At 65.8% G+C, this 22,637-nt stretch carries 19 protein-coding genes and 2 pseudogenes; 11 read left to right on the forward strand and 10 right to left on the reverse strand.

Annotated elements, in window-relative coordinates; genetic code table 11:
- The 4 genes from ABD719_RS18310 to ABD719_RS18325 all read left to right on the forward strand — a co-directional run.
- Window positions 1-273 (forward strand): response regulator (locus ABD719_RS18310; RefSeq protein WP_344694810.1); only part of this gene is annotated, 273 nt, incomplete at its 5' end.
- A complete protein-coding gene (locus ABD719_RS18315) occupies window positions 270-2,747 on the forward strand; it encodes a chemotaxis protein CheA (protein WP_344694811.1) in 2,478 nt (825 codons plus the stop codon). The genes ABD719_RS18310 and ABD719_RS18315, both read left to right, overlap by 4 nt.
- Window positions 2,747-3,016, forward strand: coding sequence for a hypothetical protein (locus tag ABD719_RS18320; RefSeq protein ID WP_344694812.1), 270 nt, complete (start codon window positions 2,747-2,749; stop codon window positions 3,014-3,016). The genes ABD719_RS18315 and ABD719_RS18320 overlap by 1 nt, the downstream gene beginning before the upstream one ends.
- A gap of 2 nt (window positions 3,017-3,018) precedes the next feature.
- Window positions 3,019-3,393: a response regulator gene (locus ABD719_RS18325; RefSeq protein ID WP_344694813.1), complete on the forward strand. Its 375-nt coding sequence runs from the start codon at window positions 3,019-3,021 to the stop codon at window positions 3,391-3,393.
- Between the two features lie 73 nt (window positions 3,394-3,466).
- Here ABD719_RS18325 and ABD719_RS18330 read toward each other — a convergent pair whose 3' ends face one another.
- Entirely contained in the window at window positions 3,467-3,799 is a 333-nt protein-coding gene (locus tag ABD719_RS18330; RefSeq protein ID WP_344694814.1) for an EVE domain-containing protein, read from the reverse strand.
- 206 nt (window positions 3,800-4,005) lie between these two features.
- Here ABD719_RS18330 and ABD719_RS18335 point away from each other — a divergent pair, with 206 nt between their 5' ends.
- Both ABD719_RS18335 and ABD719_RS18340 read left to right on the forward strand, forming a co-directional pair.
- Complete coding sequence (locus ABD719_RS18335; RefSeq protein WP_344694815.1) at window positions 4,006-4,461, forward strand: MerR family transcriptional regulator; 456 nt, start codon at window positions 4,006-4,008, stop codon at window positions 4,459-4,461.
- Window positions 4,454-4,825: a carboxymuconolactone decarboxylase family protein gene (locus ABD719_RS18340; protein WP_344694816.1), complete on the forward strand. Its 372-nt coding sequence runs from the start codon at window positions 4,454-4,456 to the stop codon at window positions 4,823-4,825. The genes ABD719_RS18335 and ABD719_RS18340 overlap by 8 nt, the downstream gene beginning before the upstream one ends.
- 234 nt (window positions 4,826-5,059) lie before the next feature.
- On the opposite strand, the gene ABD719_RS18345 is transcribed toward ABD719_RS18340, so the two are convergent.
- The 6 genes and pseudogenes from ABD719_RS18345 to ABD719_RS18365 all read right to left on the reverse strand — a co-directional run bounded on the left by ABD719_RS18345 (window position 5,060) and on the right by ABD719_RS18365 (window position 11,643).
- Window positions 5,060-5,224, reverse strand: a complete 165-nt coding sequence (locus ABD719_RS18345) for a hypothetical protein (RefSeq protein WP_344694817.1) — start codon at window positions 5,222-5,224, stop codon at window positions 5,060-5,062.
- Window positions 5,225-5,494: 270 nt separating this feature from the next.
- Window positions 5,495-5,599 (reverse strand): annotated as a pseudogene (locus ABD719_RS18755) (PEPxxWA-CTERM sorting domain-containing protein); the annotation flags it as partial.
- 198 nt (window positions 5,600-5,797) lie between these two features.
- A pseudogene (locus ABD719_RS18350) lies at window positions 5,798-6,967 on the reverse strand (PQQ-dependent sugar dehydrogenase); the annotation flags it as partial.
- A gap of 629 nt (window positions 6,968-7,596) precedes the next feature.
- Window positions 7,597-8,877, reverse strand: a complete 1,281-nt coding sequence (locus ABD719_RS18355) for a replication initiator protein A (RefSeq protein WP_425567221.1) — start codon at window positions 8,875-8,877, stop codon at window positions 7,597-7,599.
- Between the two features lie 442 nt (window positions 8,878-9,319).
- Window positions 9,320-10,375, reverse strand: coding sequence for a ParB/RepB/Spo0J family partition protein (locus ABD719_RS18360; RefSeq protein ID WP_344694820.1), 1,056 nt, complete (start codon window positions 10,373-10,375; stop codon window positions 9,320-9,322).
- Window positions 10,376-10,443: 68 nt separating this feature from the next.
- Window positions 10,444-11,643 (reverse strand): AAA family ATPase, encoded by a 1,200-nt coding sequence (locus tag ABD719_RS18365; RefSeq protein WP_344694821.1) that lies wholly within the window; start codon window positions 11,641-11,643, stop codon window positions 10,444-10,446.
- 145 nt (window positions 11,644-11,788) lie between these two features.
- Here ABD719_RS18365 and ABD719_RS18370 point away from each other — a divergent pair, with 145 nt between their 5' ends.
- Both ABD719_RS18370 and rpsU read left to right on the forward strand, forming a co-directional pair.
- Window positions 11,789-12,370 (forward strand): YkgJ family cysteine cluster protein, encoded by a 582-nt coding sequence (locus ABD719_RS18370; RefSeq protein ID WP_344694836.1) that lies wholly within the window; start codon window positions 11,789-11,791, stop codon window positions 12,368-12,370.
- 127 nt (window positions 12,371-12,497) lie between these two features.
- Complete coding sequence (gene rpsU / locus ABD719_RS18375; protein WP_116842203.1) at window positions 12,498-12,698, forward strand: 30S ribosomal protein S21; 201 nt, start codon at window positions 12,498-12,500, stop codon at window positions 12,696-12,698.
- A gap of 214 nt (window positions 12,699-12,912) precedes the next feature.
- On the opposite strand, the gene ABD719_RS18380 is transcribed toward rpsU, so the two are convergent.
- The gene (locus ABD719_RS18380; RefSeq protein WP_344694837.1) at window positions 12,913-13,476 is read right to left on the reverse strand and encodes a recombinase family protein; all 564 of its coding nucleotides are present in this window, start codon (window positions 13,474-13,476) and stop codon (window positions 12,913-12,915) included.
- A 188-nt stretch (window positions 13,477-13,664) separates the two neighbouring features.
- Between ABD719_RS18380 and ABD719_RS18385 the strand changes: the two genes are divergently transcribed.
- The 3 genes from ABD719_RS18385 to ABD719_RS18395 all read left to right on the forward strand — a co-directional run bounded on the left by ABD719_RS18385 (window position 13,665) and on the right by ABD719_RS18395 (window position 19,856).
- Complete coding sequence (locus tag ABD719_RS18385; RefSeq protein WP_344694823.1) at window positions 13,665-14,585, forward strand: ABC transporter ATP-binding protein; 921 nt, start codon at window positions 13,665-13,667, stop codon at window positions 14,583-14,585.
- Window positions 14,582-16,072, forward strand: a complete 1,491-nt coding sequence (locus tag ABD719_RS18390; protein WP_344694824.1) for an ABC transporter permease — start codon at window positions 14,582-14,584, stop codon at window positions 16,070-16,072. The genes ABD719_RS18385 and ABD719_RS18390 overlap by 4 nt, the downstream gene beginning before the upstream one ends.
- 754 nt (window positions 16,073-16,826) lie before the next feature.
- Window positions 16,827-19,856: a TonB-dependent receptor domain-containing protein gene (locus ABD719_RS18395; protein ID WP_344694826.1), complete on the forward strand. Its 3,030-nt coding sequence runs from the start codon at window positions 16,827-16,829 to the stop codon at window positions 19,854-19,856.
- 691 nt (window positions 19,857-20,547) lie between these two features.
- Here the strand turns inward: ABD719_RS18395 and ABD719_RS18400 are convergent.
- Together ABD719_RS18400 and ABD719_RS18405 are read right to left on the reverse strand one after the other, a co-directional pair.
- Window positions 20,548-20,982 carry a TSUP family transporter gene (locus ABD719_RS18400; RefSeq protein ID WP_344694827.1) on the reverse strand — a complete coding sequence of 145 codons (435 nt, stop codon included), beginning with the start codon at window positions 20,980-20,982 and terminating at the stop codon, window positions 20,548-20,550.
- 358 nt (window positions 20,983-21,340) lie between these two features.
- Window positions 21,341-22,012 carry a PEPxxWA-CTERM sorting domain-containing protein gene (locus tag ABD719_RS18405; RefSeq protein ID WP_344694828.1) on the reverse strand — a complete coding sequence of 224 codons (672 nt, stop codon included), beginning with the start codon at window positions 22,010-22,012 and terminating at the stop codon, window positions 21,341-21,343.
- Window positions 22,013-22,637: the final 625 nt, after the last annotated feature.

Here is a 22,637-nt window from a genome sequence, read left to right on the forward strand (position 1 = left end):
GGCCTCGAAGGGCTGGAACGCGCCCTGCTCGACCGGTTCGACTTGATGATCGTCGACGTCAACATGCCCAAGATGGACGGTTATGCGATGATCGCCCGCCTGCGCGGCGACACCGCGATGCAGGCGGTGCCGATCGTGACGATCAGCACCGAGGCGGAGGGCCGCGATGCCGACCGTGCCTATGAGGCGGGCGCCGACCTGTACCTGGTCAAGCCCGCCACCCCGGCACAGCTGGTGGAAACCGCGAACCTGCTGACCGGGGTGGTGGCATGAGCGACGCGTTGATGGCGCGCTTCGTACAGGAAGCGCGCGACCTGCTCCAGGTGGCGGCGGCCGGGCTGCTCGTGCTCGAACGCCATCCCGCCGACGCCGCCGCGATCAACGAGGTGTTCCGCGCCGTCCACACGCTGAAGGGATCGTCCGGCCTGTTCGAGGTGCCGGCGCTGACCCGGCTGGTCCATGCCGGCGAGGATCTGCTGTCGGCGGTCAGGACCGGCGAATTCACCTTGCAGTCCGCGATCGTCGATCAGCTGCTCGACAGTTTCGACATGGTCGGGACCTTCATCGACCAGCTGGACAATGACGGCCGGCTGGCCCCGGATGCCGATCGCAGCGCCGCGCACGGGGCCGCGCTGCTGCGCGCGCATCTGGGCGAGGGAACGACGGTCGTCGCCGGGCCGGAGGCGCCGCTGGCGACCGTGCCGGACGACTGGCTGAGCGCGTTCGATGCCGGCACGCTGACCGCCGCGCGCGACCGCATCGCCGGTGGCGAACCGGTGCTGGCGATCCGCTACGATCCCGATCCCGGCTGTTTCTACACGGGCACCGATCCGGTCGCCGCCGTGCAGGAATTGCCCGACACGATCGGCCTGTCGATCGTCGCGCGCGAACCATGGGCGGCGCCGGCGGATTTCGACCCCTATCACTGCAACCTGCGCCTGACGGCGCTGACCGGCGCGACGCGCGAGACGGTCGAACAGGTCATGACCTATGAACTCGACCAGATCGAGATCCGGACGATGGTGCCCCCCGCCCCGGCCGTAGCCCCGTCCGATACCCCGTCCGATACCCCGTCCGCCACCCTGGCCACCACCCCGTCCGACGCGGGCACGACGCTGACCGGGCCGGTACGGCATATCGTGGCGACGCAGCTCCGTATCCTGGGGCGGGTCGGATACGACCTGGTACGGCTGCGCTCGACCCAGGCGGTCGTCACCAACATGCTGCAGAGCATCGCCCGGCCGGCGCTGTCCGCGGAGTGGCAGGCCGCCGGTGCCGAGGCGCACCGCACCGGGGACGTGACGCCCCTGCTCGCGTTTCTCAGCACGCTGGACACGGTCGGCACCGGTGCCGCCGGGCCTGCGTCTGGCGGGGCCGCATCTGCGGCAGTCGCACCGGACGCGGCCGGGTCGGCATCGCCGGCCGTCGTGCCCCCGCCGGCCGCAGCCGGCGCCGGTGACGCCGCGCGCAACGCATCGCGCTCGATCAAGGTCGATCAGGGCAAGATCGACCTGCTGATGACGCTGATCGGCGAACTGGTGGTGTCGAAGAACGCGCTGCCGTTCCTCGCCAAACGGGCCGAGGATATCCACGGCTCGCGCGAGATGGCGCGCGAGATCAAGGAACAATATGCGATCATCGACCGGCTGACGCAGGAGCTGCAGGGCGCGATCATGCAGGTCCGCATGCTGCCCGTCGCCGAGATCTTCGACCGCTTCCCCCGCCTGATCCGCGACATCGCCCGCCGGCTGGACAAGCAGGTCGATCTGGCGATCGACGGCGAGGACACCGCCGCGGACAAGACCATCATCGAGGCGCTCGGCGATCCGCTGCTGCACATCGTCCGCAATTCGCTCGACCATGGCATCGAGCAGCCGCAGGCGCGCCTCGATGCCGGCAAGCCCGCCGCCGCCACCATCCGCCTGCGCGCCTTCCAGGACACCGACAGCGTCATCATCGAGGTCAGCGACGACGGCCGCGGCATCGATCCCGTCGGCGTGCGCGACGCCGCGGTCGCCAAGAACGTCATCACCCGCGAGGAAGCGGACCGGCTGAGCGATCAGGAGGCGGTGAACCTCATCTACCGCCCCGGCTTCTCCACCGCCGCGGAGGTGTCCGATCTGTCCGGGCGCGGCGTCGGCATGGACGTGGTGCTCAGCACGGTCCAGAAACTGGGCGGCCGGGTCTCGGTATCCTCGCAGGCCGGGCGCGGCACCACCACGCGGCTGACGATGCCGCTCAGCATGGCGGTGACGCGGGTGATGGTCGTCGATGTCGGCGACAGCCTGTACGGCATCCCGATGGACGTGGTCGTGCAGACCGTGCGCCTGGCGCCGGACGAGATCCGCCACATGAAGAACCAGGAGGTGTTCGTCCTGCGCGACACGGTCGTGCCGCTGGTACGCATGGCCGACCGGCTCGACGGCCACAGGCCCGGTCACGGGGTCGGTCACGGGGTCGGTCACGGGGTCGGTCACGGGGTCGGTCACGGGGTCGGTCACGGGGTCGGTCACGGGGTCGATCAGGGGGCCGGCCGCCGGGTCGCCGACGACCGTGGCGAGGCGGTGCTGGTCTGCCGCTTCGACAACCGGACCGTGGGTCTGGTGATCGACGATTTCCGCGAGGGGATGGACGTCATCCTGAAACCCATGGACGGCATCCTCACCGGGGTGCCGGGCTATTGCGGCACCACCCTGCTGGGCGACGGCCGCGTCCTGCTGATCCTCGATCTCAAGGAGATGCTGTAATGCCCATCCGCTACACCAAGACCCGCGCGCATTTCGAGGATCGCTGCGCGGTCGAGGAGGCCCTGCCGCTCGTCGAATTTCTCACCGAGCATCCCCGTGCCAAGGTCACGCTGGCCCGATGCACCGGGCTGCACACCGCCCTGGTGCAGGTGCTCATGGCCTTCCGCCCCGTCGTGGTGGCGGTGGGCGATGCCCCTGCCGTCGCGCCGCTGCGACCCCGATTGCTGTCCGCTGCCGCGGCCGGCCGCCAACCCGACGCCACGGAGTAACAATGCCGTCCTCTATCCTGATCGTTGACGATTCTCCCTCGATGCTGATGAGCGTCGAGATCAATCTTCGCGCCACCAGCCTGACGGTCCACAAGGCCGAAAGCGGGGAAGACGCGCTGGCGCAGCTCCAGGGCGGACTGAAGCCGGCGATGATGATCACCGATCTGAACATGGGCGGGATGAGCGGCATCGACCTCGTCCGCGAAGCCCGCAAGCTGCCCGGCTACACCTTCATGCCGATCGTGCTGCTGACCACCGAATCCAGCCAGGACATGCGCAATCTGGCCAAGTCCGCCGGTGCGACCGGCTGGCTGACCAAGCCCGTGGAAACCGAGGCCCTGCTGCGGATCGTCCGCAAGCTGGTGCCCGACGCCTGACCGGTGCGGGGCTGCCGGTGCGGGCCTGCACGACCCGGCCGGGGTCCCCCCTTTGCCGGGGGGCGGCACCGCATCATGCATCATGGGCCGGCACCCGGCACGTCACCCCCGGGGGGCGAGATCGGCCCCGACGGGCCGGGACGGCTGGCGCGACAGGTCCGCCATCATCGCCGGTGATCCCGAACAGGCCGAACCGGAACCGGTATTCCCGGTTCGTGCCGTCGCCGGTGGATGCGAGCCGTCCGGGCAGCGGCCTGACCGGGGCCGCATTTGCGGCGTCCCACCGCACGTCGCGCCGCCACGGTCCGAACCCTGCCGCCATCCCGACCTGACAGGGCATCGCGGCGACGACGGTGCCGATCGCGGCAAATGCCTGCAGCCGGTCCTTCCCGCCGAAACGCGACACGGGCGAATAGTAGATGACCCGATCACCGGTCGTGATCCGGCGGAGGGGCGCCGCCTTTCCGGGGTCCGGTTGAGAGGATGGTCGAAAACATACGCCAAGCCCCGCGACCGTCCCGAATGGGAGGCTGAAATGGGAATGTTGTTGATACGGCCTTGACCTAGAGCGCACTCCAAGGGGTAGCTGCCCTAGGCAAGGAGGCCGCAACCGTGAAAATCAGCGATTTCGCCGCGCATAGCGGTCTGACGCCCGATACCATCCGCTATTACGAGCGGATCGGTCTGCTGCCGCGCACCGTGCGCGATGCTGGCGGACGACGCAGCTACGGCATGGACGACCTCGCGTGGGCGTCTTTCCTCCGCAAGCTGCAAGCGATGGATATGCCGATGCGTGACCGGCTCGAATACAGCCGGCTGCGGGCAATGGGTCGCGCCACAACCGCGGATCGGCGCGCGATGCTGGAAGCGCATCGCGCCGCGCTCGCCAACCGCCGGGATGAGCTGATGGAGCTGATCGGCACGCTCGATGCGAAGATCGCGCACTACCGCGACTTGGAGGCAAATATGGAAGGATCAAGCGATGATGGATCGACGCGCAGCAATGGCGGGAGCGGTCGCGCTGCCCCTCGCAGGGACGCCAGCATCGGGGCAGCACGTCGTGGATGACGGCCGGTACGAGCGCGGGTTAGCGCAGCTTGAGGCCGTCAGCGGCCCGCACGGCGCACAGGTGGTGAAGAGCCTGGCGGACATTGCCCCCGACCTCGGCCGCTACATCGTAGAGTTCGCCTATGGCGATATTTTCGCCCGTCCCGGGTTGGATATGAAGACGCGCGAGCTGGCGACGGTCGCTGCGCTGACCGCGATGGGTACCGCCACGCCCCAGCTCAAGGTTCATATGCAGGCGGCGCTTCACGTTGGTGCCGATCGGCGCGAGATCATCGAAACGGTGATGCAGATGATCCCCTATGCCGGCTTTCCCGCCGCGCTTAACGCCGTGGCTGTCGCTCGGGACGTCTTCGCTGCGGCATAGCTCCCGCTTCCCGATTGGGAAGGTTCAGGGAGACAGCTAGGGTTGTTGGCCGATCGCACGTGTCGCGACCGATCGGTGTTACCTGACCCGTAACGCGATCATGCACCGCACAGGGCCGATCCCTGGCGTATGTTTCCGACCATCCTCTCACCGGTCCCCGTGCCGCTGTCCGCCGTACACCCGGCCCCGGCGGGGCGAGTGGCCCAGGCGAGGTCATGCCCGGGCCATGATCGGTCAGCGACGCACCCAGCGGCACACCTTGATGCGCTTGCCGTGCTTCTTCTCGTATTTGCAGACCTGCTTCTGCCCCTTGTGGCCGTCCGACCGCGCCGCCACGGGCGCCGAGATCAACATGGTGGCGGCAAGCGCCGCGCAGATCGAAGCTGCTTTGCTGGTCATTTCCTGTCCTTGCGTCATGGAAGAAGAACCATAACAACCATATCGGCGCTGCAAGGTTGCTGAACGAACCACAATGAATGTGTCGCAAGATGTCGCAACAGGACGGCACAGGCGGCAAGCTTGCCGGCCCGGCATCAGGCACCGCCCGACCATGGCAACTGACTGCCACCGATCGACAACTTCACCGTAACATACCGGTACGCCACGATATTTCACGGCATATCACCGCCCGGCGCGACAATACATGGTGCGACCATCCGGTCGTCCCGGTCAGGCGGGCACCGCACCCCGGCCGGTCCGGCGACGGCGCAGCATCGTGGCCGCCAGCCCCAGCCCGGCGATCATCATCGCCCAGCCCGCCGGTTCGGGCACCGCACCGGTCAGGCGATAGATATTGCCGTCCTTCTTGGTGAGCAGGTAGAGCTCGCCGGACGCGTCGACCCCCATGCGCAGGTCGACCCGCCAGGTCCCCTCCAGCGTCATCATGTCGGTCGGCAGGCCGTCCAGTTCGAGCCGCAGTTCGCGCAGCAGCGCCAGCCCCCCCTCGCCGCTGGTATCGCCCGGCGTGAAATAGAAGATGCGGCCGTTGACGATATCGTCGACCAGCATCTGCCCGGCGAGTTCGGGGATCAGCGACCCCCGGTAGAGCTGCACCGCGCCGATCGCCGATCCCTCGTCATGGTCGTATTGCGCGATCGGATCGGTGAAACGGCCGGGATTGGGATCGTCGGTGACGAGGGACAGCGATTTGTCGGCGGGCTTGGCCAGCGTGCCCTCGCGCAGCGGCCAGCCGTAATTGGCGCCGGGGATGCCGATATTGACCTCCTCCAGCTGCGCCTGGCCGATATCGCCGATATACATCCGGCCGGTCAGCGCATCCCAGCCGAACTGCTGCGGATTGCGCAGGCCCGATGCCCATATCTCGCCCAGCGCAGCCGGGTCGCCGACATGGGGATTGTCGCGGGGCACGGCATAGGCCAGCGGTCCGGCGCCGTCGGGATCGACCGGGTCGATACGCAGGATCTTGCCGAACGGGCTGCGCGGGTCCTGCGCATTGTCATAGGGGTCGTTGACGCCGCCGCCATCGCCCAGGCCGATGTACAGCTTGCCATAGTCCGCCGATCCGGGGGCGGCGCCGGTGTTGAACGCGATCGTGCCGGGGCCGTGGTCGCCGGCCGGTTGCGACAGGCGCATCACCTCGCGCGTGGCGGTGATCGTCGCGGTTGCGGCCGCGGGGTCCGCCACCGTCCATTCGCGCACGACGTCATGATGGTTGACCGGGCCCTTGCCGGCAAGGGTCGGGGCGGGCGCGCCCGCGGCCATCGTCGTGTCGATCGTGTAGAAGGTGCGATAGCCCGGCATCGCCGGATCGCGGCCGAAATTGGGGTGGAAGGCGGAGGAGACCAGCCCCGTCTGCCCGTTGATCTGCGCGAAGCCGACATCCTGCCGGCGGATGTCGAAATAGACGCCCGGCGTCGCCCCGGCGGTATCGGTGACCGAGATCACGCCGCGCGTGTCGTTGACGAACAGCCGGTTCGATCCGTCGGTGACCGCGCGCATCGACTGGACGCTGGCCGGCCCGTACAGGCCCGGCGCGGTGGCGAAGGGCGACACTTTGACCCCGATGCCCGGCGCGATCGCCTGCATGACGGGATCGAGGACCACCGCCGCCTGCGCATTCGCCGCCAGTCCGGCCGCGAGGGCGAGCAGGCTGGTCCGCACGACGTGGTTCACGATAGCCATGACTGTTCCCCCGGATCGCCGGCCATCCGCCGGTCCCCTGATCGCCGGCCGTCATAGGTTTGCGGGGCGAGAAAACTAAGCCGGGTTTCGACACGGTCCGGGCAGGGATGTGCCAAAACGGGATGACAGGCCGGGCAAACGGTGGCCGCGCGATCCGCCCCCCCTCCCACCGCGTCCATGCCGACCGGGGATGAGGCGACGGGCACGATGACCGATGCCCAGCGCGTTCTTCTACTCTCCCCCCAGAATCCAGAACATCATGCCCGGTTAGATGGTTAATAATGAGGTTAAAAGGTTAAGGGCCCCGGGATCGCGGCCAAGCACCCGGTTTTGCGGGGATTTCCGGGTACCCCGCGTTCCTGAAGTATCGTCGGATCGTTCCCGATGTATCGTCGCCCGCGTTCCCGAAATATCGTCGGATCGTTCCTGATGTATCGTTGCCTGGGTGCAGACGGATCGATGCCCGTTCCCGATGTATCGACGGTCCGGATCGACGGCGCGGGACACATGGGCGATTGAATCACTTCGGACGACAACGATCATGGGCACGTTCAGTTTCGCCGCGCCATCGCGACGACGGGCCGGACGTGATCCCGACACGCGATACATCAGGAACGCCGGCGCGCGGTTCAGCGGCCGAGGATGTGCCGGTTCTTCGCATCGAACCGGCGGACATAGCCGATGAACGCGTTCTGGTAGCTGACCGGGGTACGGTCCGGATCGCCGTCGATCCAGCGGCGGAAATCGGCGTGCAGCGTCTGATAGTCCCAGCCGGGACATTCCGCCCGCAGCGTCGCCAGCGTCTGTTCGGTGATCTCGCCGCTGCCCGCCCGCGTCGCCAGCCCGGTGACGCTGCGGCGGATCAGTGCGCGGGCGTCGACCGTGGCGTCGGGCGAAGCGGGGGCCGGCGCCTCGGCGAGGTGCGGGGCGGCAGGCGGGGCGGGGGCGGGATCGCCGGCCGGGATATCCGCCGTCACCGCCACCGGGTCGCTCACCGGATCGTCCGCCACCTCGGACCCGGCACGGCGCCGCATCCGCAGCGACGGTTCGTCCTTGCCCGCGGCGGTTTCCAGCGTCAGCGCATAGCCGGGCAGCTCGTCGCGCGCGGCGATCCGGGCGATCTCGAACTTGAAGCGGCGATACTGGCCCTCCGCCCCCGATTTCTCGAACAGCGTCGGCATCGAGATGGCGAAGCCCTCCTCCCCCGCCCCGCCGGCATGCTTGCGCGCCACCTTGTACAGCCAGCGTTCGCGCCCGCCGGTGATGTGGAAATAGGCGCGGTCGATCGACAGCACCCCGCCGGTCATCATCACGCCTTCGTGAAACCAGTTGGACAGCTCGATCGTCATGCCGCGCGGCCGCTCGGTCTTGTCGTCGACCAGTTGCGTCCAGCCGTCGAGCCAGCTGAACGTCGCCTCGCGCCGGCTGGACCCGGTACCGCCCGCCCCGCTGCCTGCGCCACTCCCCGGCCCGGCCCCCGGTCCGCCGGCCCGGATATTGGTCTTCACCGTGGTCGCGACCAGCCGGTCGAGCGCCTGGCCGAGCAGTTCATAGGCACGCCCCGTCGGCTGCCGCCCGATCGCGCGGAGCAGGTCATAGGGCATCAGGTGCAGCGTGCGCGGCACGTCGTTCACCCCGCGCCGCGCCATGTCGGCGAGCATCGACGCGCAATAGATCAGGATATCGGCGTCCCAGATCGTCGCCATGCCGTAATCGGGATTGGCGGAGACATGGACCCACAGCTTGCCGTCGGGCGAGGAATAATCGATCGGCTTCACCCGTTTCGACTTGGCCAGGCTGAAGAACGGCCGCTCCATCATCTCGCGCTGGTCGCGCAGCGGCAGGTCCGCCAGATAGGGGAGCAGCATGTTGAACTGGGCGGTGCGCTCTTCGCGGCGCGGCGGTTTCACGAAAAGTTTCCCGCGGGAAACTTTTGCCCGATCGGTATCCGATGTCGGTTGGCGACCCCGGAACCCAAAAGTTTCCCGCGGGAAACTTTTGGGGAAACCGCTGCATCGTGACGGCCGTCACCGGGTCGATCGACGAAAGTTTCCCGCGGGAAACTTTTCATCAAGCTGTGGCGGCGAGCGGCGGGGCAGGGGACGTTCGCGGCGCCGGTCGAAAAGTTTCCCGCGGGAAACTTTTGTGCCGACGGGGTCCGATGCCGTGTGCCGGCCCCGGAATCCGAAAGTTTCCCGCGGGAAACTTTCGGGGAAACCGCTGCATCGTGGCGGCCGTCACCGGGCCGATCGACGAAAGTTTCCCGCGGGAAACTTTTCACCAAGGCGTGGCGGCGAGCGGCGGGACAGGGGGCGTTCGTGCCGTCACCCGAAAAGTTTCCTGCGGGAAACATCAGCGGCTCAGGCCCCGACCGGTGGCCTCCAGATGATCGAGCAGCGTGCGCAGCGCCTCCACCAGATGGTCCGGTTCGGCCCCCGATCCGGCATGGATGCGGATCGTCGCGCCCTGCCGGTTGATCGACTGCAGGCTCAATACCGTGCGGCCATATTTGTTGCTGAAGGAGAACAGGTCGGGCTTGTCCTCACCCGACGACAGGCGCGGCGCGTCGAGCAACCGGCGCAGCACGTCGGCCGGGGGGAAAGGCGGGATGCCGTCGATCCGCCGTTGCGCCTGTTCGCCGGCGATCACCCTCGCCATCCCGGCGATCGCGGAAGCGTTGGCGTGATCGTCCAGCGCATGCGCCAGCGCATAGCCCGATCGCAGCGAAATCTCCGCCGGCGAGGCGAAGGCGCCGACCACCATGTCGGGGATCGTCGCCACCTTCAGCATCTTCGACAGCCAGCTCTTCGACACCTTCAGCCGCTCCGCCATGCGCGACTGGTGGTCGTTGTAATGGGTGGACAGCGCCGCGAGGTAATTGCACGCGCGCTCCAGGTCGGACACGTCGGCACGTGCGCGGTTCTCCAGATCGGCGAGCCGGAACGCCGCCTCGTCGTCCAGTTGCGCGACCTGCGCCAGGAACTGCATGTCGGGATAATCATGCGCGCGCAGCCACGCGATCGACCAGTGCCGGCGGGTGCCCGCCACCACCTCGTAATCATGGTCGGGATCGTCCTCGATCCGGCGCACCACCGCCGGCACCTTCTGCCCGCCCTCCGCGACGATCGAGTCGATCAGTTCGCGGCAATTGTCCGCATCCAGATGCGCATAGGTGCGGGCATTGCCCGGCCATACCCGCACCCGCGCCGGATCGAGCAGCAACTGCGTCACCTGCCGCACCTCGCCCTTGGCGACGCGGGCGAGTGCGTTCTCGCGGTTCAGCAACGTCGTGCCGCGCGGCCGTTCCAGCGCGCGGCTGATCCCGTCGGTGATGGCCGTCATCTCGGGATCGACGCTCTGGTCGTCCGACAGCAACGAGGTCAGGTAATCGGATTGCTTACGCGCCATGATGGGCCTCCCGTGCCGAACATAATAGGAACATCGGCGTGTAGGAAAGTGGAATGTCGCTGCCCGCCTTATGCTGCGGCATGGACGATCGCCGCCTCGCTGGCGGGCGCCACCCGGCCCCAGCCCTGGCGTACCAGCTGCTCCACCTGGCCCAGCGCCTCGTCCAGATTGGCGCGGCTGCGCTTGTGCGTCTTGGGGGTGCCGATCGGCTTGTCGAGTTCGTAGACGGTCATCATCCGCATCGCGGCATGGCTGATCTCCGCGGATTCGAGGATCGGCACGGGCAGCAGCGCGGGACCGAAGCTCTGCTCCATGATCGCGCGCACCATCGCATGGCTGGGGTCGTTGCCGTCGAACTTCGAACAGATCAGCCGCACGAAGCTGTAATCCACCGCGATCCCCGCGCCCGCCAGCTGGTGCAGCACCTGATCCATCATCGACAGGAACTGCACGGTCGAACAGAAATCGGGCGTCGTCGCCGCCATCGGCACCAGCAGCGCGTTCGCCGCCTGCATCACCGCCAAGCTGATCGTGCCGAGCGCGGGCGGCGGATCGAGCAGCACGATATCGTAGTTGCGCGCCAGATCGGCCAGCCCGCGCTTCAGCTTGCGGAACCGCGCCGCCAGCACCGACCCGCCGTCGCTGCCCGCCGCGGCCAGCTCATATTCCACGTCGAACAATTCCAGGTTGGACGGGATCAGATCGACGTTCGGCCACGGCGTCCGCTTCACCGCATAGAGCAGGTCCGATTGCGTCGGCTCGATCGACAGATAGGGATAGAGCGTCTCGGCGCGGGTGATGTTGAAATGCGGGTTGAAGCCGAACAGCGTCGTGGTGGTCGCCTGGCTGTCGCAGTCGACGACCAGCACGCGGTACCCCTGCACCCCCAGATAATGGGCCAGATGAGTGGTGACGGTCGACTTGCCGACGCCGCCCTTGAAGTTCTGCACCGCGATCACCGCCGGCACGTCGAGCGGCGCGCGGGCGGGGGAGGCGCCCAGCACGTCGCGCATGTTGAGCAGCGCCTCGATCGGATAGCCCAGCCGGCGGCCATTGTCGGCGGCGGGGGCGGGGGGCAGGCGGCCATCCTCCTCCGCCATGCGGATGCGGTTGGTGGAACAGCCGAGCAGTTGCGCGGCCTCCGCGATGCCGAAGCGGATGTTCAGGCCCTTGCGGCTTTCGGGCAGGAACGCCTTGCGCCGCAACCGCTCGATCATCCGCTCGCCCGCATCGGCCAGATCGCCGATCTGATTGACCACCGTCGCCATGCCATCCCCGATATGAAGCTTGATGACACGGAAACTATCAGAAGGGCTTCAAACCGACAAGCAAGGCACGATCTTCATCCATTTAACCCCGACCGCCCCCGCTCACCATTCGGGCCGATCCGTGATAGGGGGCGTCGCCATGCGGATGCACCCCGATACGGATATCGAGACCGGCCTGCTGGGGCCGTTGCTGGCCGATCGCGACTGCGGCGAATGCACGGTCTGCTGCACGGCGCTGAAGGTGGATTCGCCCGATTTCGCCAAGCCCGCCGACACCCCGTGCGCGCAGCTCGGCGCGCGGGGGTGTGGCATCCACCCGGTCCGCCCGCGGGTGTGCCGGACATGGTTCTGCGCGTGGCGGCGGGTGGCGGCGATGCCCGAGGCGACGCGCCCGGACCGGTGCGGCCTGCTGGTTTCGGTCAATTTCGTCCGCGAGCCGCGCAACTGTTTCGAGGGGGTGTCGATCAACGTCCGCCTGCTGCCGGGCAGCACCGCGATCGACGACGGCACCGCCGGCCGCGTCCTCGACAGCCTGTGCGACCGGCTCGTCCCCGTCTGGTTCAGCGACGGATCGCGCAAGATGCTGGTCCATCCCGACAACGAGGTCGCGCAGCACGTCGTCTCGGGCCGCCCCGCGCCGCCCGCGCTGCGCGCCGAGGTGGCGGCTTGGCGCGATCGTTACGGCCTGTTCGCGCCCGATGGCCCGGAATCCGCCACGATCGGGTGACGACAATGGCGCCGATCGCGGCTATAATGGTGGAATAGAGGGTATTTTCACCTTAGTGCTTGGCATCGTCGCCGGCTCGCCATACAGGCGCCGTTCGCCGATCCTGTCACGGCAACCGGAAACATACATGCAGATCATCGTCCGCGATAACAATGTCGACCAGGCGCTCCGTGCGCTCAAGAAGAAGCTGCAGCGCGAAGGCGTCTATCGCGAGATGAAGCTTCGCCGGCATTACGAGAAGCCATCGGAAAAGCGCGCGCGCGAGCGTGCCGCCGCGATCAGCCGCGCCCGCAAGGCCGATCGCAAGCGCGCCGAACGCGACAAGTAATCGGCGGGGCGCCGCCCGCGCCCTGTCCGCTTCCACGATCCCGCCGTCCCGGTCGATCATCGATCGGGACGGTATCGTCATGTCCGGATTACGCCGGACGACCCCGCATGGCCGCCCGGAGCGGACATGACGGGACGGTGGCGGCCGGTCGATCGGGTAGGGGAAGACGTCGATCGGGTAGGGGAAGACATGGCCGATCGCGAACGCCCCGCCGTCATGGCCTGAGCGACGCCGCGGTCAGCGCCCGGTAGAGCGTGGCATGGTGGCAATCGAGCAGCTTGGCCGCCTCGCGCACCGAGGTGCCCTCGCCGACCAGCCGCAGGCCCAGCGCGATCTGGTCGGGGGTCAGCCTGGGCGGGCGCCCGAACCGCACGCCCCGCGCCCTGGCCGCCACCCGGCCGCTGCTGGTGCGCTGGTGGATCAGCGCGCGCTCGAATTCGGCGATGCCGGCGAACACGGTCAGCACCATCCGCCCCGCCGGCGAGGTCGTATCTGCCCATGGCTCGCCCAGCGAGCGCAGCCCGGCGCCGACGTCGTTCAGCGTCTCGGCGATGTCGAGCAGGTCCCTGGTCGAGCGCGCCAGCCGGTCGAGCCGGGTCACCACCACCACGTCGTCCGCCCGGATCTGGTCGAGCAGCCGCGCCAGTTCGGGCCGGTCGCGGTGGACGCCGGAACCCTTCTCCTCGAAGATGCGACGACAGCCGGCTTCGGTCAGCAGACCGCGCTGCAGCCGCAGATCCTGGTCATCGGTCGATACGCGCGCATAACCGGTCAGCATGTCGCGAATATGCATCGGAACGACGGACTTCAGCAACCGACTTGTGCGACGCCGGGAAGCGCGGAAACACGTTGGCCCGGCGGGTGTCGCGAAACTCAGGACATGCGCGACACAGACGTCGATGTGACTGCCTACTTGCGGACGTGCCGCGAAGCGGTGATGATCCCCGCTGGATTGGGGGATCATCGATGCAGCATGCCCTGCGCCTTGACGGCGTGGTGAAACGGTTCGGCGCCATGACGGCGGTGGATCACCTGAGTTTCGCGGTCACGCCAGGCGAGGTGTTCGGCTTTCTGGGCGGCAACGGCGCGGGCAAGACGACGTCGTTGCGCATGGTACTCGACATCATCCGGCCCGACGCCGGCAATATCGCGGTGCTGGGCAAGCCGCCGGGGCGGGAGGCCAGCGGGCAACTCGGCTTCCTGCCTGAGGAACGCGGCCTGTACCGGTCGATGACGGCGCTGGAGACGGTGGTCTATTTCGGCCGGCTGAAGGGCATGAGCGCGGCCGATGCGCGCAGTCGTGGGCGGCTGTTGCTCGACCGGTTCGGGCTCGGTGCCAGTCTCAGGACCGGGGTCGACAAACTGTCGAAGGGCATGGCGCAAAAAGTCCAGCTGGCGACCGCGGTGGTCAACGCGCCGCAGTTGCTGATCCTCGATGAGCCGTTCTCCGGTCTCGATCCGGTCAATCAGGGATTGCTGGAGGAAGAGATACTGAACGCGGCAAAGGATGGCGCGGCGGTCGTCTTCTCGACCCACGTCATGCAGCATGCCGAGCGGCTGTGCGATCGGTTGCTGCTCCTCGCCAGGGGCGCCAAGCGGTTCGAGGGCACGCAGGAACAGGCGCGCGCGACCCTGCCGGCGAGGCTCGAGGTCGTGGCGCGACAGTCGCCCGCGACGCTCGACGGTGTTCAATCGGCCAGCGCGGGCGCCGACCTTGGCGATGGCTGGACCGCGTGGGACGTGCGACTGTCGCCGGGGCACGATCCCGCCGACCTGTTGCAGCAATGCACCGAGCGTGGTGTGCCGCTGCGCCGTTTCGAGCAGCACCGGCCCGGGCTGCACGACGTCTTCCTCCATATCGTCGGGCCGGCGGGGGCGCAGTCATGATCGGCCGTATCATGTTGGTCGCGGCGCGCGAGTTCCGCCAGATCGCGGCGACGCGCAGTTTCTGGGTGACGCTGCTGATCCTGCCGCTCGCCTTCGCGATCGGGCCGATCGCCTCGCGCTTCCTCGACAAATCGGACACGCAGCGCGTGATGCTGATCGACCGCACCGGGGGCGGGACCGCGCAGGCGATCACCGCCCGGCTGGATCTGGACGAGCAGCGGCGAGTGCTGACCGCGCTGTCGCGCTATGTCGAATCCCACAGGCTCGAACGCGCCGATCCGACCGCTCCGTGGGCGCGACACGATCGCTGGTACGGCGACGGCGACATCGCGCGGTTCACGGCGGCAGGCGGTATCAAGGGTGCGCTGTCCCGGATCGCCACGGTCAAGGAGGCGGACACGCCCGCGTTCGAGGCGCCGGACCCGAATTACGCGATCGTGCCCGTACCCGCCGCGGTCGCGGCCGCGCGGCCGGACCGGATCGACGCGGCGCTCGGCCCGCTGCTCCGCCCCGCCGACGGCAGCAAGGCGAAGCCGCTCGATTACGCGGTCTATATCCCCGCCGATTTCGGCCGATCGCCCGACGTGCGGCTGTGGGCGAACGGCGCCCCGTCGGGCGGCTTCGTCGGCACGGTGCAGCAGCTGCTCGCGCAGGAACTGAAGCTGCGCTACCTGCAGGCGAACGGCGTTGCCGCGCCGGTCGCCATCGCCGCCACCGCGATCGCGCCGGCCATCGCCGTCGTCGTGCCGCCACGCGGCAGCGGCCGCGAACGCGTGCTGATCCGTTCGATCCTGCCGCTCGCCTGCGCCTATATCCTGCTGATGTCGCTGATCCTGTCGGGCAGCTGGATGCTGCAGGGGTCGGTCGAGGAACGCAGCAACAAGCTGATCGAGACGGTGCTCGCCTGCGTCAGTCCCAACGAACTGATGTACGGCAAGCTGATCGGCACGGTCGGGATCGGCCTGTCGATGGTCGCGACCTGGGCGATATGCGGCCTCGTCGCCGCGTTCGCCACGCATGGCGCGATCGCGGAGATGATCCGCCCCGCGCTCGAACCGGTGTCGTCGATAGGGGCGATCGCGACGATCCTCTATTTCTTCGTGGCCGGCTATATCGTGGTCGCGATGATCTTCCTCGTCATCGGCGCGGTGTCGGAATCGATGCGGGACGCGCAGGGGTATCTGACGCCGGTGCTGCTGGTCATCATGATCCCGGTCACCATCCTGGTGCAGGCGGTGCTGCGCGGCGCCAGCGGGCCGATGATCGAGGTGCTGACGTGGATTCCGCTATGGACGCCGTTCGCGGTACTGGCGCGGCTCGGTACGGGTATGCCGTTATGGCAGGTCTGGGCAGCCGGGGCACTGACGGCGGTCTTCATCCTGGTCGAAGTGGTGCTGCTCGGCCGTATCTTCCGCGCCAGCCTGCTGGCCAGCGGTCAGCGGACCGACTTCAGGCAGATGGTACGGTTGATGCGCAGAGAAGCGTGAATCCGGGATCGCCGCCGGGGAGCAGGTCAAGGGAATCAACGCCATGTACCGCGGCAATCGCGGGCATCCCGTATGTCGCAAAAGCGGCGACATACGGGATGCCCGAAAGTCGGGAAATGCGCGGCATGGCTGCGGCGCCATGCGTCGGTACGAAGGAGAACACCAATTATTGCAGCACGATATATATGTATGGAGGCATTCGTGGCTGTAACCATTCATCGCGTGCAATTCAGCAACGTTGGCTTCAGCATGAAGTGCGGTATTCACAAGTTATGAAGCATGTATGTATCAATGAAGATTGATATTTCAAAGTCAGATCGGAAACCGCTAAAGACATTGAAGTTCCGCAAGATTCAATCTTGAGATAGTGTCATCCAGGGCAAAATGCCCTGTCACGATTTGACGTCGATCGAAATGGACCTTCACATATCGGACCAGCGATAAGGACGATGGTGTTCCGCCTGACGATCACGATTATGATGTGAGCATCTATATCGTAGATATACTATCAGCTACATAGCGCGATCGCGCTGGATGGGGCAGCGGGTTTGGCCCTGTCCGCATGGTGCCGGACAGGGGCTGTGGCCGCCGGGCAACAGCATGGTGCCAACCCTCATTGCCAGTAATTACGGTACTTTACAGGTCCGGTAATATGACAGCATGGCTGGGATATAAGCTCGCCTCAATGGCGCGCTGAACAGGGGATCGCGTCTCGTGGCTAGCGCTGACGCATTTCTCGGGAGGATTTGCTGTCATGAATATCGTCATCCGTTCGTCGAAGCAGCGGTTGCTGCTCTCCGTCGCCGCAGCTGCGGTAACATTGCTGCCTGTGCAGGCACTGGCTGCGATCCAGACCGATCCGAGCCAGAGCACCGCCGGCGCCGCTCCCGGAACGCCTGCAACACCGAACCCGGCCGATCCTACTTCCAGTCCCACCATCCCGACATCCGGTTCGGCCGACACATCGATCAATAACGACGATCAAACGGCAGAAACCGCCGATGACATCGTGGTGACGGGAACGTTGTTTCGCCGCGCCAACACCGAAACGCCGTCGCCGGTAACTTCGCTCAGTGCGGAGAACTTGTCGCAGCGCGGCATCACCACCATCGCCGATGCCGTGCAGACCATCTCCGCCGGTAATGGTGGCAGCGTGCCGCAGAACTTCAACAGCGGCTTTGCGGCGGGTGCCGTTGGCGTCTCATTGCGTGGCCTCAGCACCAATTCGACGCTGACGCTGTTCGACGGGATGCGCGCGGCCTATTACCCGCAGGCCGACGACGGTCAGCGCAGCTTCGTCGATCTGAACGTCATCCCCTCCGCGATCGTCGAGCGGGTCGAGGTGTTGAAGGACGGTGCCTCGTCGACCTATGGTGCCGATGCGATCGGCGGCGTGGTCAACGTCATCCTGAAAAAAGAGATCAAGGGTCTGCAGGGCCGCGTCGAGGCCGGCATCGCGCAGCGTGGCGATTCCGAGAACCAGCGCGCGCAGCTGACCTATGGCTATGGCGACCTCAGCGATCAGGGGTTCAACTTCTATCTGAGCGGCGAGTATCAGCACGTCGGATCGGTGTTCAACCGCGACCGTGGTTTTCCGTACAACACCAACAACCTGTCGCGCATCCGCCTGGCCAACGGCCAACAGGGCGCCAATGGCAATTTCGGCTTCTCGCCCTATTCCCCCTCGACCACCGGCGGCACGATCGCGGCGGTGGTGCGCCCCGCCACTCTCAGCCAGGCAGGTAACGTGCTGACGGGCACGGCGGTGGCCGGCGGGTTGTTCCGCCCGATCCAGCAGGGCGGGTGCGCCGGTCAGGGGCTGACCGCGAACACCACGGCGGCCGCCGGCACCTATTGCGAGCAGGACATCGTCAACAACTATGGGCTGATCCAGCCCCTCCAGACCAGGTTCGGCGGCACTGCCCACGCTACGGCCAACATCGGCGACGACGCGCAGGCCTATTTCGTCGCGACCTTCTATCAGAGCAAGGTGCAGATCAGCGGCACGCCACAGTCGATTCGATCGATCAACCCCGCGATCACCACCGGCATCGCACTGCCCGCCCGACTCAGCAACGGCCAGCTCAACCCGCAGAACCCGTTCGCGGCACAGAACCAGGCGGCGCTGATCTATTACCGGTTCGGCGACATTGCGGCCGGCACCCAGAACGTCAACCGCAGCTATCGCGCGGCCGCCGGCATCGACGGCAAGTTCGGTGATGGCTGGGGATATTCCGCGGCAGCGACGTATATGCGGTCCGATCTGGATATCGAACGTCGCGGCCTGCTGTACTTGCCGAACCTGATCAGCGCGATCAACAACGGCACCTATAATTTCGTCGATCCCTCCGCCAATTCGCAGGCGGTCCGTGATTCGATCGGCCAGACGCTGACCACGCGTTCGAACTCCGAACTCTGGCAGATGCAGGCAGTGGTGACCCGCGATCTGTTCGATCTGCCGGGCGGGCCATTGCAGCTCGGGGTCGGTGGGCAGATTCGCTATGAGAAGCTGAACAACCCCACGGCGGTGCCGAACAACGACTTCATCACCGTGAACCCGGTGTCGGCGGTCGGCGACCAGTATGTCTCGGCTGCGTTCTTCGAGCTCAATGCACCGGTACTCGACACGCTGGAGGTCAACGCTTCCGGCCGTTACGATCATTACTCGACCGGGTTCGGCCGCTTCTCGCCGAAGATCGGCGCGAAGTTCACGCCGTTCCGTCAGCTCGCCATCCGCGGCACATATTCGCAAGGCTTCCGGGCACCATCGATCCCGGAAACCTCGGGACAGGTGATCGGTTTTACCAACTATACGCCTGGCGGCACCTTGTCGGCCGACCAGCGGGCGACACTTTATGCCCGTTATGGTAACAGTGCCTATATCACGTCGCTTTACGGGCTGGGCAACAACTCGGTCGGCAACCCTGATCTCGATCCAGAAAAGTCGCGCTCGTTCACGGGCGGCGTCGTGGTGCAGCCGACCCGGTTCCTGAGCCTGACGGTCGACTACTACAACATCAAGAAGACCAACCTGGTCGTTTCGACGGCGGGTGGCGTCGGCTCGATCGCCGACAATTATCTGCTTACCGGCGCCCTGCCCGACGGGGTCGGGATTACCGGTAACGTGCCGGATCCCAGCAACCCAACCTTGCGGCCCACTCCGCTGTCGGTGAACTTCCTGTATGGTAATGCCACCTCGTTGAAGACGGATGGCATCGACGCCCAGGTACAGCTGAATTTCCCGCTCGCCGAAGATACCAGGTTCACCTCCATTTTCGAGGGCACCTATGTGAACCGGTTTAACGTCAACGACGGGACGGGAATCCTGCGCTATGCCGGCACGCTCGGTTCCTACAACTCGTCATCGGCTTCGGGTACGCCGCGATACCGCGCCAACTGGCAGAACACGCTGGATGCGGGTCCGTGGTCACTGACCGCCACCGCCTATTATGTCAGCGGCTACAAGGGTTATGCCGACGACTATTCGGGGGCCGGCAGCAGCTGCGACGATGCCGTCGAACGTGCGGTCACCTACAACCCCAACAACGTGGCGACGCCGGGCGATCCGCTCCAGTGCCGGGTCAAGGACTGGTTCCAGCTCGATCTGGTCAGCACTTTCCGGGTCAACGACAACTTCACCTTCTATGTGAACGTCGTGAATCTTCTGGATGACAAGGCACCGTTCGATCCCAACACCTATGGCGGCAACAACTATAATCCGGCCTGGAGTTCGGGAGGCGTGATCGGTCGCCTTTTCCGTGCCGGCGCGACCTTCAAATTCTGATTGTCGGCCGTTGGATCGACGACAGCGGCGGTTCCTTCCATGGAGCCGTCGCTGTCGCTGTCGCTGTCAGGCAGGGCGTCCCGGGACGCATGGCCAGACGTCGATGGCAGCTTGCGTTTCCATCGCTGCAACGGGGTTCGCTTCCACGACGCTGCGCAATGTCCGCATTGGCCAAGGCAATTCTCGAAAGCTGCCGGGCGGTAGTCGCCCGATCGCGGGCGTTGCCTGGATCGTTCACCCGGGCGGCAGCGTCAATGACGAGGTGATCGAACATGAGCTACCGGACGGACCGTCGAAGCCGGACACGGGCCATCGTCGTGTACCTGACCCTTGTTTTCATCGGCGCGACGCTGGGCCTCCTCGTCAGGTCCGGCGTGATTACCGATCACATGCTCTGGTAGAAGCGGCCGACGGACGCTGGAAGGTCCGCTGCCCCCACGTCACGATATTCACCGGTCGCAAAGCGGCCCGGCAGGAAGCACCCAAGCCCGGAGGCTCAGGCTGGCGATCCGGGCTTGGGATAGCGGCCATGCGCAAGCGCGACATTTCCCGTTTCTCCGTCTCCGACAGGCCGTTTCGGGAATGGGCAATCGGGAACGGATTTTGGGAAAGGGAATGCCCCGGACGGCGTTCGACGCGATCACGCCGGCGACTGTTTCGCTGTGGGTTCGTTTTCGGGAAAAGGTGCGGCTTAGATCGATGACGTAGTGATGTAGGTCCCAATCGCGATCACCACGGCGGCAAAGCCTCGTTCGAGCAGCCCCTTACGGGTGCCGAGAACCTTGCCCAGCGCGATACCGCCGATAGTCCCGATAACTCCGCCTGCGACCAGCAGCGCGGTCACGCTCCAATCGACCAGCCCCGACATTGCGTAAGAGGTGGCAGTCGTCAGTCCCAGCGCACTGACGACGACCAGCGACGTGCCGATGGCGAACGGCAGCGGCATGGCGGTCGCCAAGATCAGCCCAGGCACGATCAGGAACCTGCGTATTCCGGTGAAGTGGAAAGCGGAGTGAGGATTGTCCCATTTGACCATCCTTTTTTTGGGAAAGGCGGCAGCTGCCGAATGTCCGCTATCGCCGCGGTCGATCCATCGCGCCTCCTCGACCAGGGCCTGACGCAGCATGGCGATCTATGCGACGGGGCCGCCAAAGGCGAGAAACCCGAACCGCAGGAATTTTAGGAACAACGACGTCAGGGTGATCGTCGGGGTGGTCATCGGGGCTTGGGCGGTGCCGCGCCGAACATCCATGATTCGCTCCCAGACCGCAGGCGCGGCAAGTGGAGCGGACCTGGACGGAACCCGTCTGAACGGGCGTCCGCGAAAGCCCGTCGGCCATGAAGAACACAGGGATGCGCATTACGTCAACGCCTGTCCCACTCCGTTCCCAAACGACGCGGCCGGCGACCCGATCGTTTGCTTCCGGCAAAAGGCCGCCACCCTTTCGGGCAGCGGCCGGGATATCGGACGGGGGTCCGGACGGTCAGGCGTAGACCGCTTTGGTCGACCGGCGACGGTAGCGCATCGTCGCCCCCATCATGCCGAAACCGACGAGCATCATCGCCCAGGTTGCGGGCTCCGGCACCGCGCCGACGGTGGCGGTGGTGACGCTGTGCGCCAGCAGGTAGGAGCCGGAGAGCCGGAAATAGCGGATGTCGTTACCGGCGCTCTCGATACCGCGATAGGCCCCGGCGTTCGTCGCGAACGGCGTCACGATCGGCGCCAGTGCCGACAGGTCGTAGCTGCCGATCACGACCATCGCCGAGTTCAGCGCGGTGATCACCGGGTTGCTGCCATCGCCCGGCGCATAGTTCAGGAAACCGCCGACCGAGCCGAACGAGCCGCCCAGATCGAACGTTACCGCCCGCGTCGGACTGTCGGTCGCCACATAGGAGAAACCGCTGGCCCAACTGCCGTTACCGCTAAGACCATAGCCGGTATTGCCGAAGGAGAAGCCGTTCGCGCCCGACACGGCGATACCGTTGATGGTGACGGTCGATGCCGAGGAGGTGTTGGTATAGCCGCCGGCCGTGAAGGTCGTGGTGGTGCCCCCAGCCGGGGTGATCGTCGTCAGCGTCGCCGCGCTGGCCGCCATGCTCGCCACCGAACCCGTAATCGCGGTTGCCAGCAGCAGCGTCTTCATGATCGTCTTCATCGAAGCGTCCTTCCCCCTCGCCAGAACGGCGCGTCCTAAGTCTTCCTAGACTGTATCCGTTGCTTCGCAATCCAATATAATCGCCCGTTAACCTTACCGTGTCCCAAAAGTGGATTACCGAGATCTTGTGTCGAAGATACCGTCCCCTTGCATCGACCAAGGAACATCGTGTCCGCGCTTGCCACGATATTCATATACTCTGCCCGACCGGCCCGTTGCTGCCGGAAGCGGCACGCCCCGGCGTCGCCCGCGACGGTGACGATCACTATACTGCCACCCGGACGATGGGCGTGATCGTAATGCCAGCGTGATAAGCCTGCCCCGGACGGACGGCTTTCGCCGCAAAAGTCATTAAAACATGACTTATCAAGCACTTTATGCCTTATTCATTGCCAATGACGGCAACATGCAAACCATATGGCTTCAATGAGTCAGCATTACGGTACAATAATAATTTTTATAGGGAAAATCTATAGTATTCAACGAACTTGATATTTTTCACTATACATACGACAATAGAGGTTAACAAATCGGGTTAACGATTTTTAAACCTTGAATTCAATATCCGGCAGACATCAATCGAACTTACCGGAGCTACCGATGTCTCTTGCCAAGAAAAGCAACA

Origin of the sequence: Sphingomonas cynarae (assembly GCF_039537815.1) — a bacterium.
GTDB lineage: Bacteria > Pseudomonadota > Alphaproteobacteria > Sphingomonadales > Sphingomonadaceae > Sphingomonas > Sphingomonas cynarae.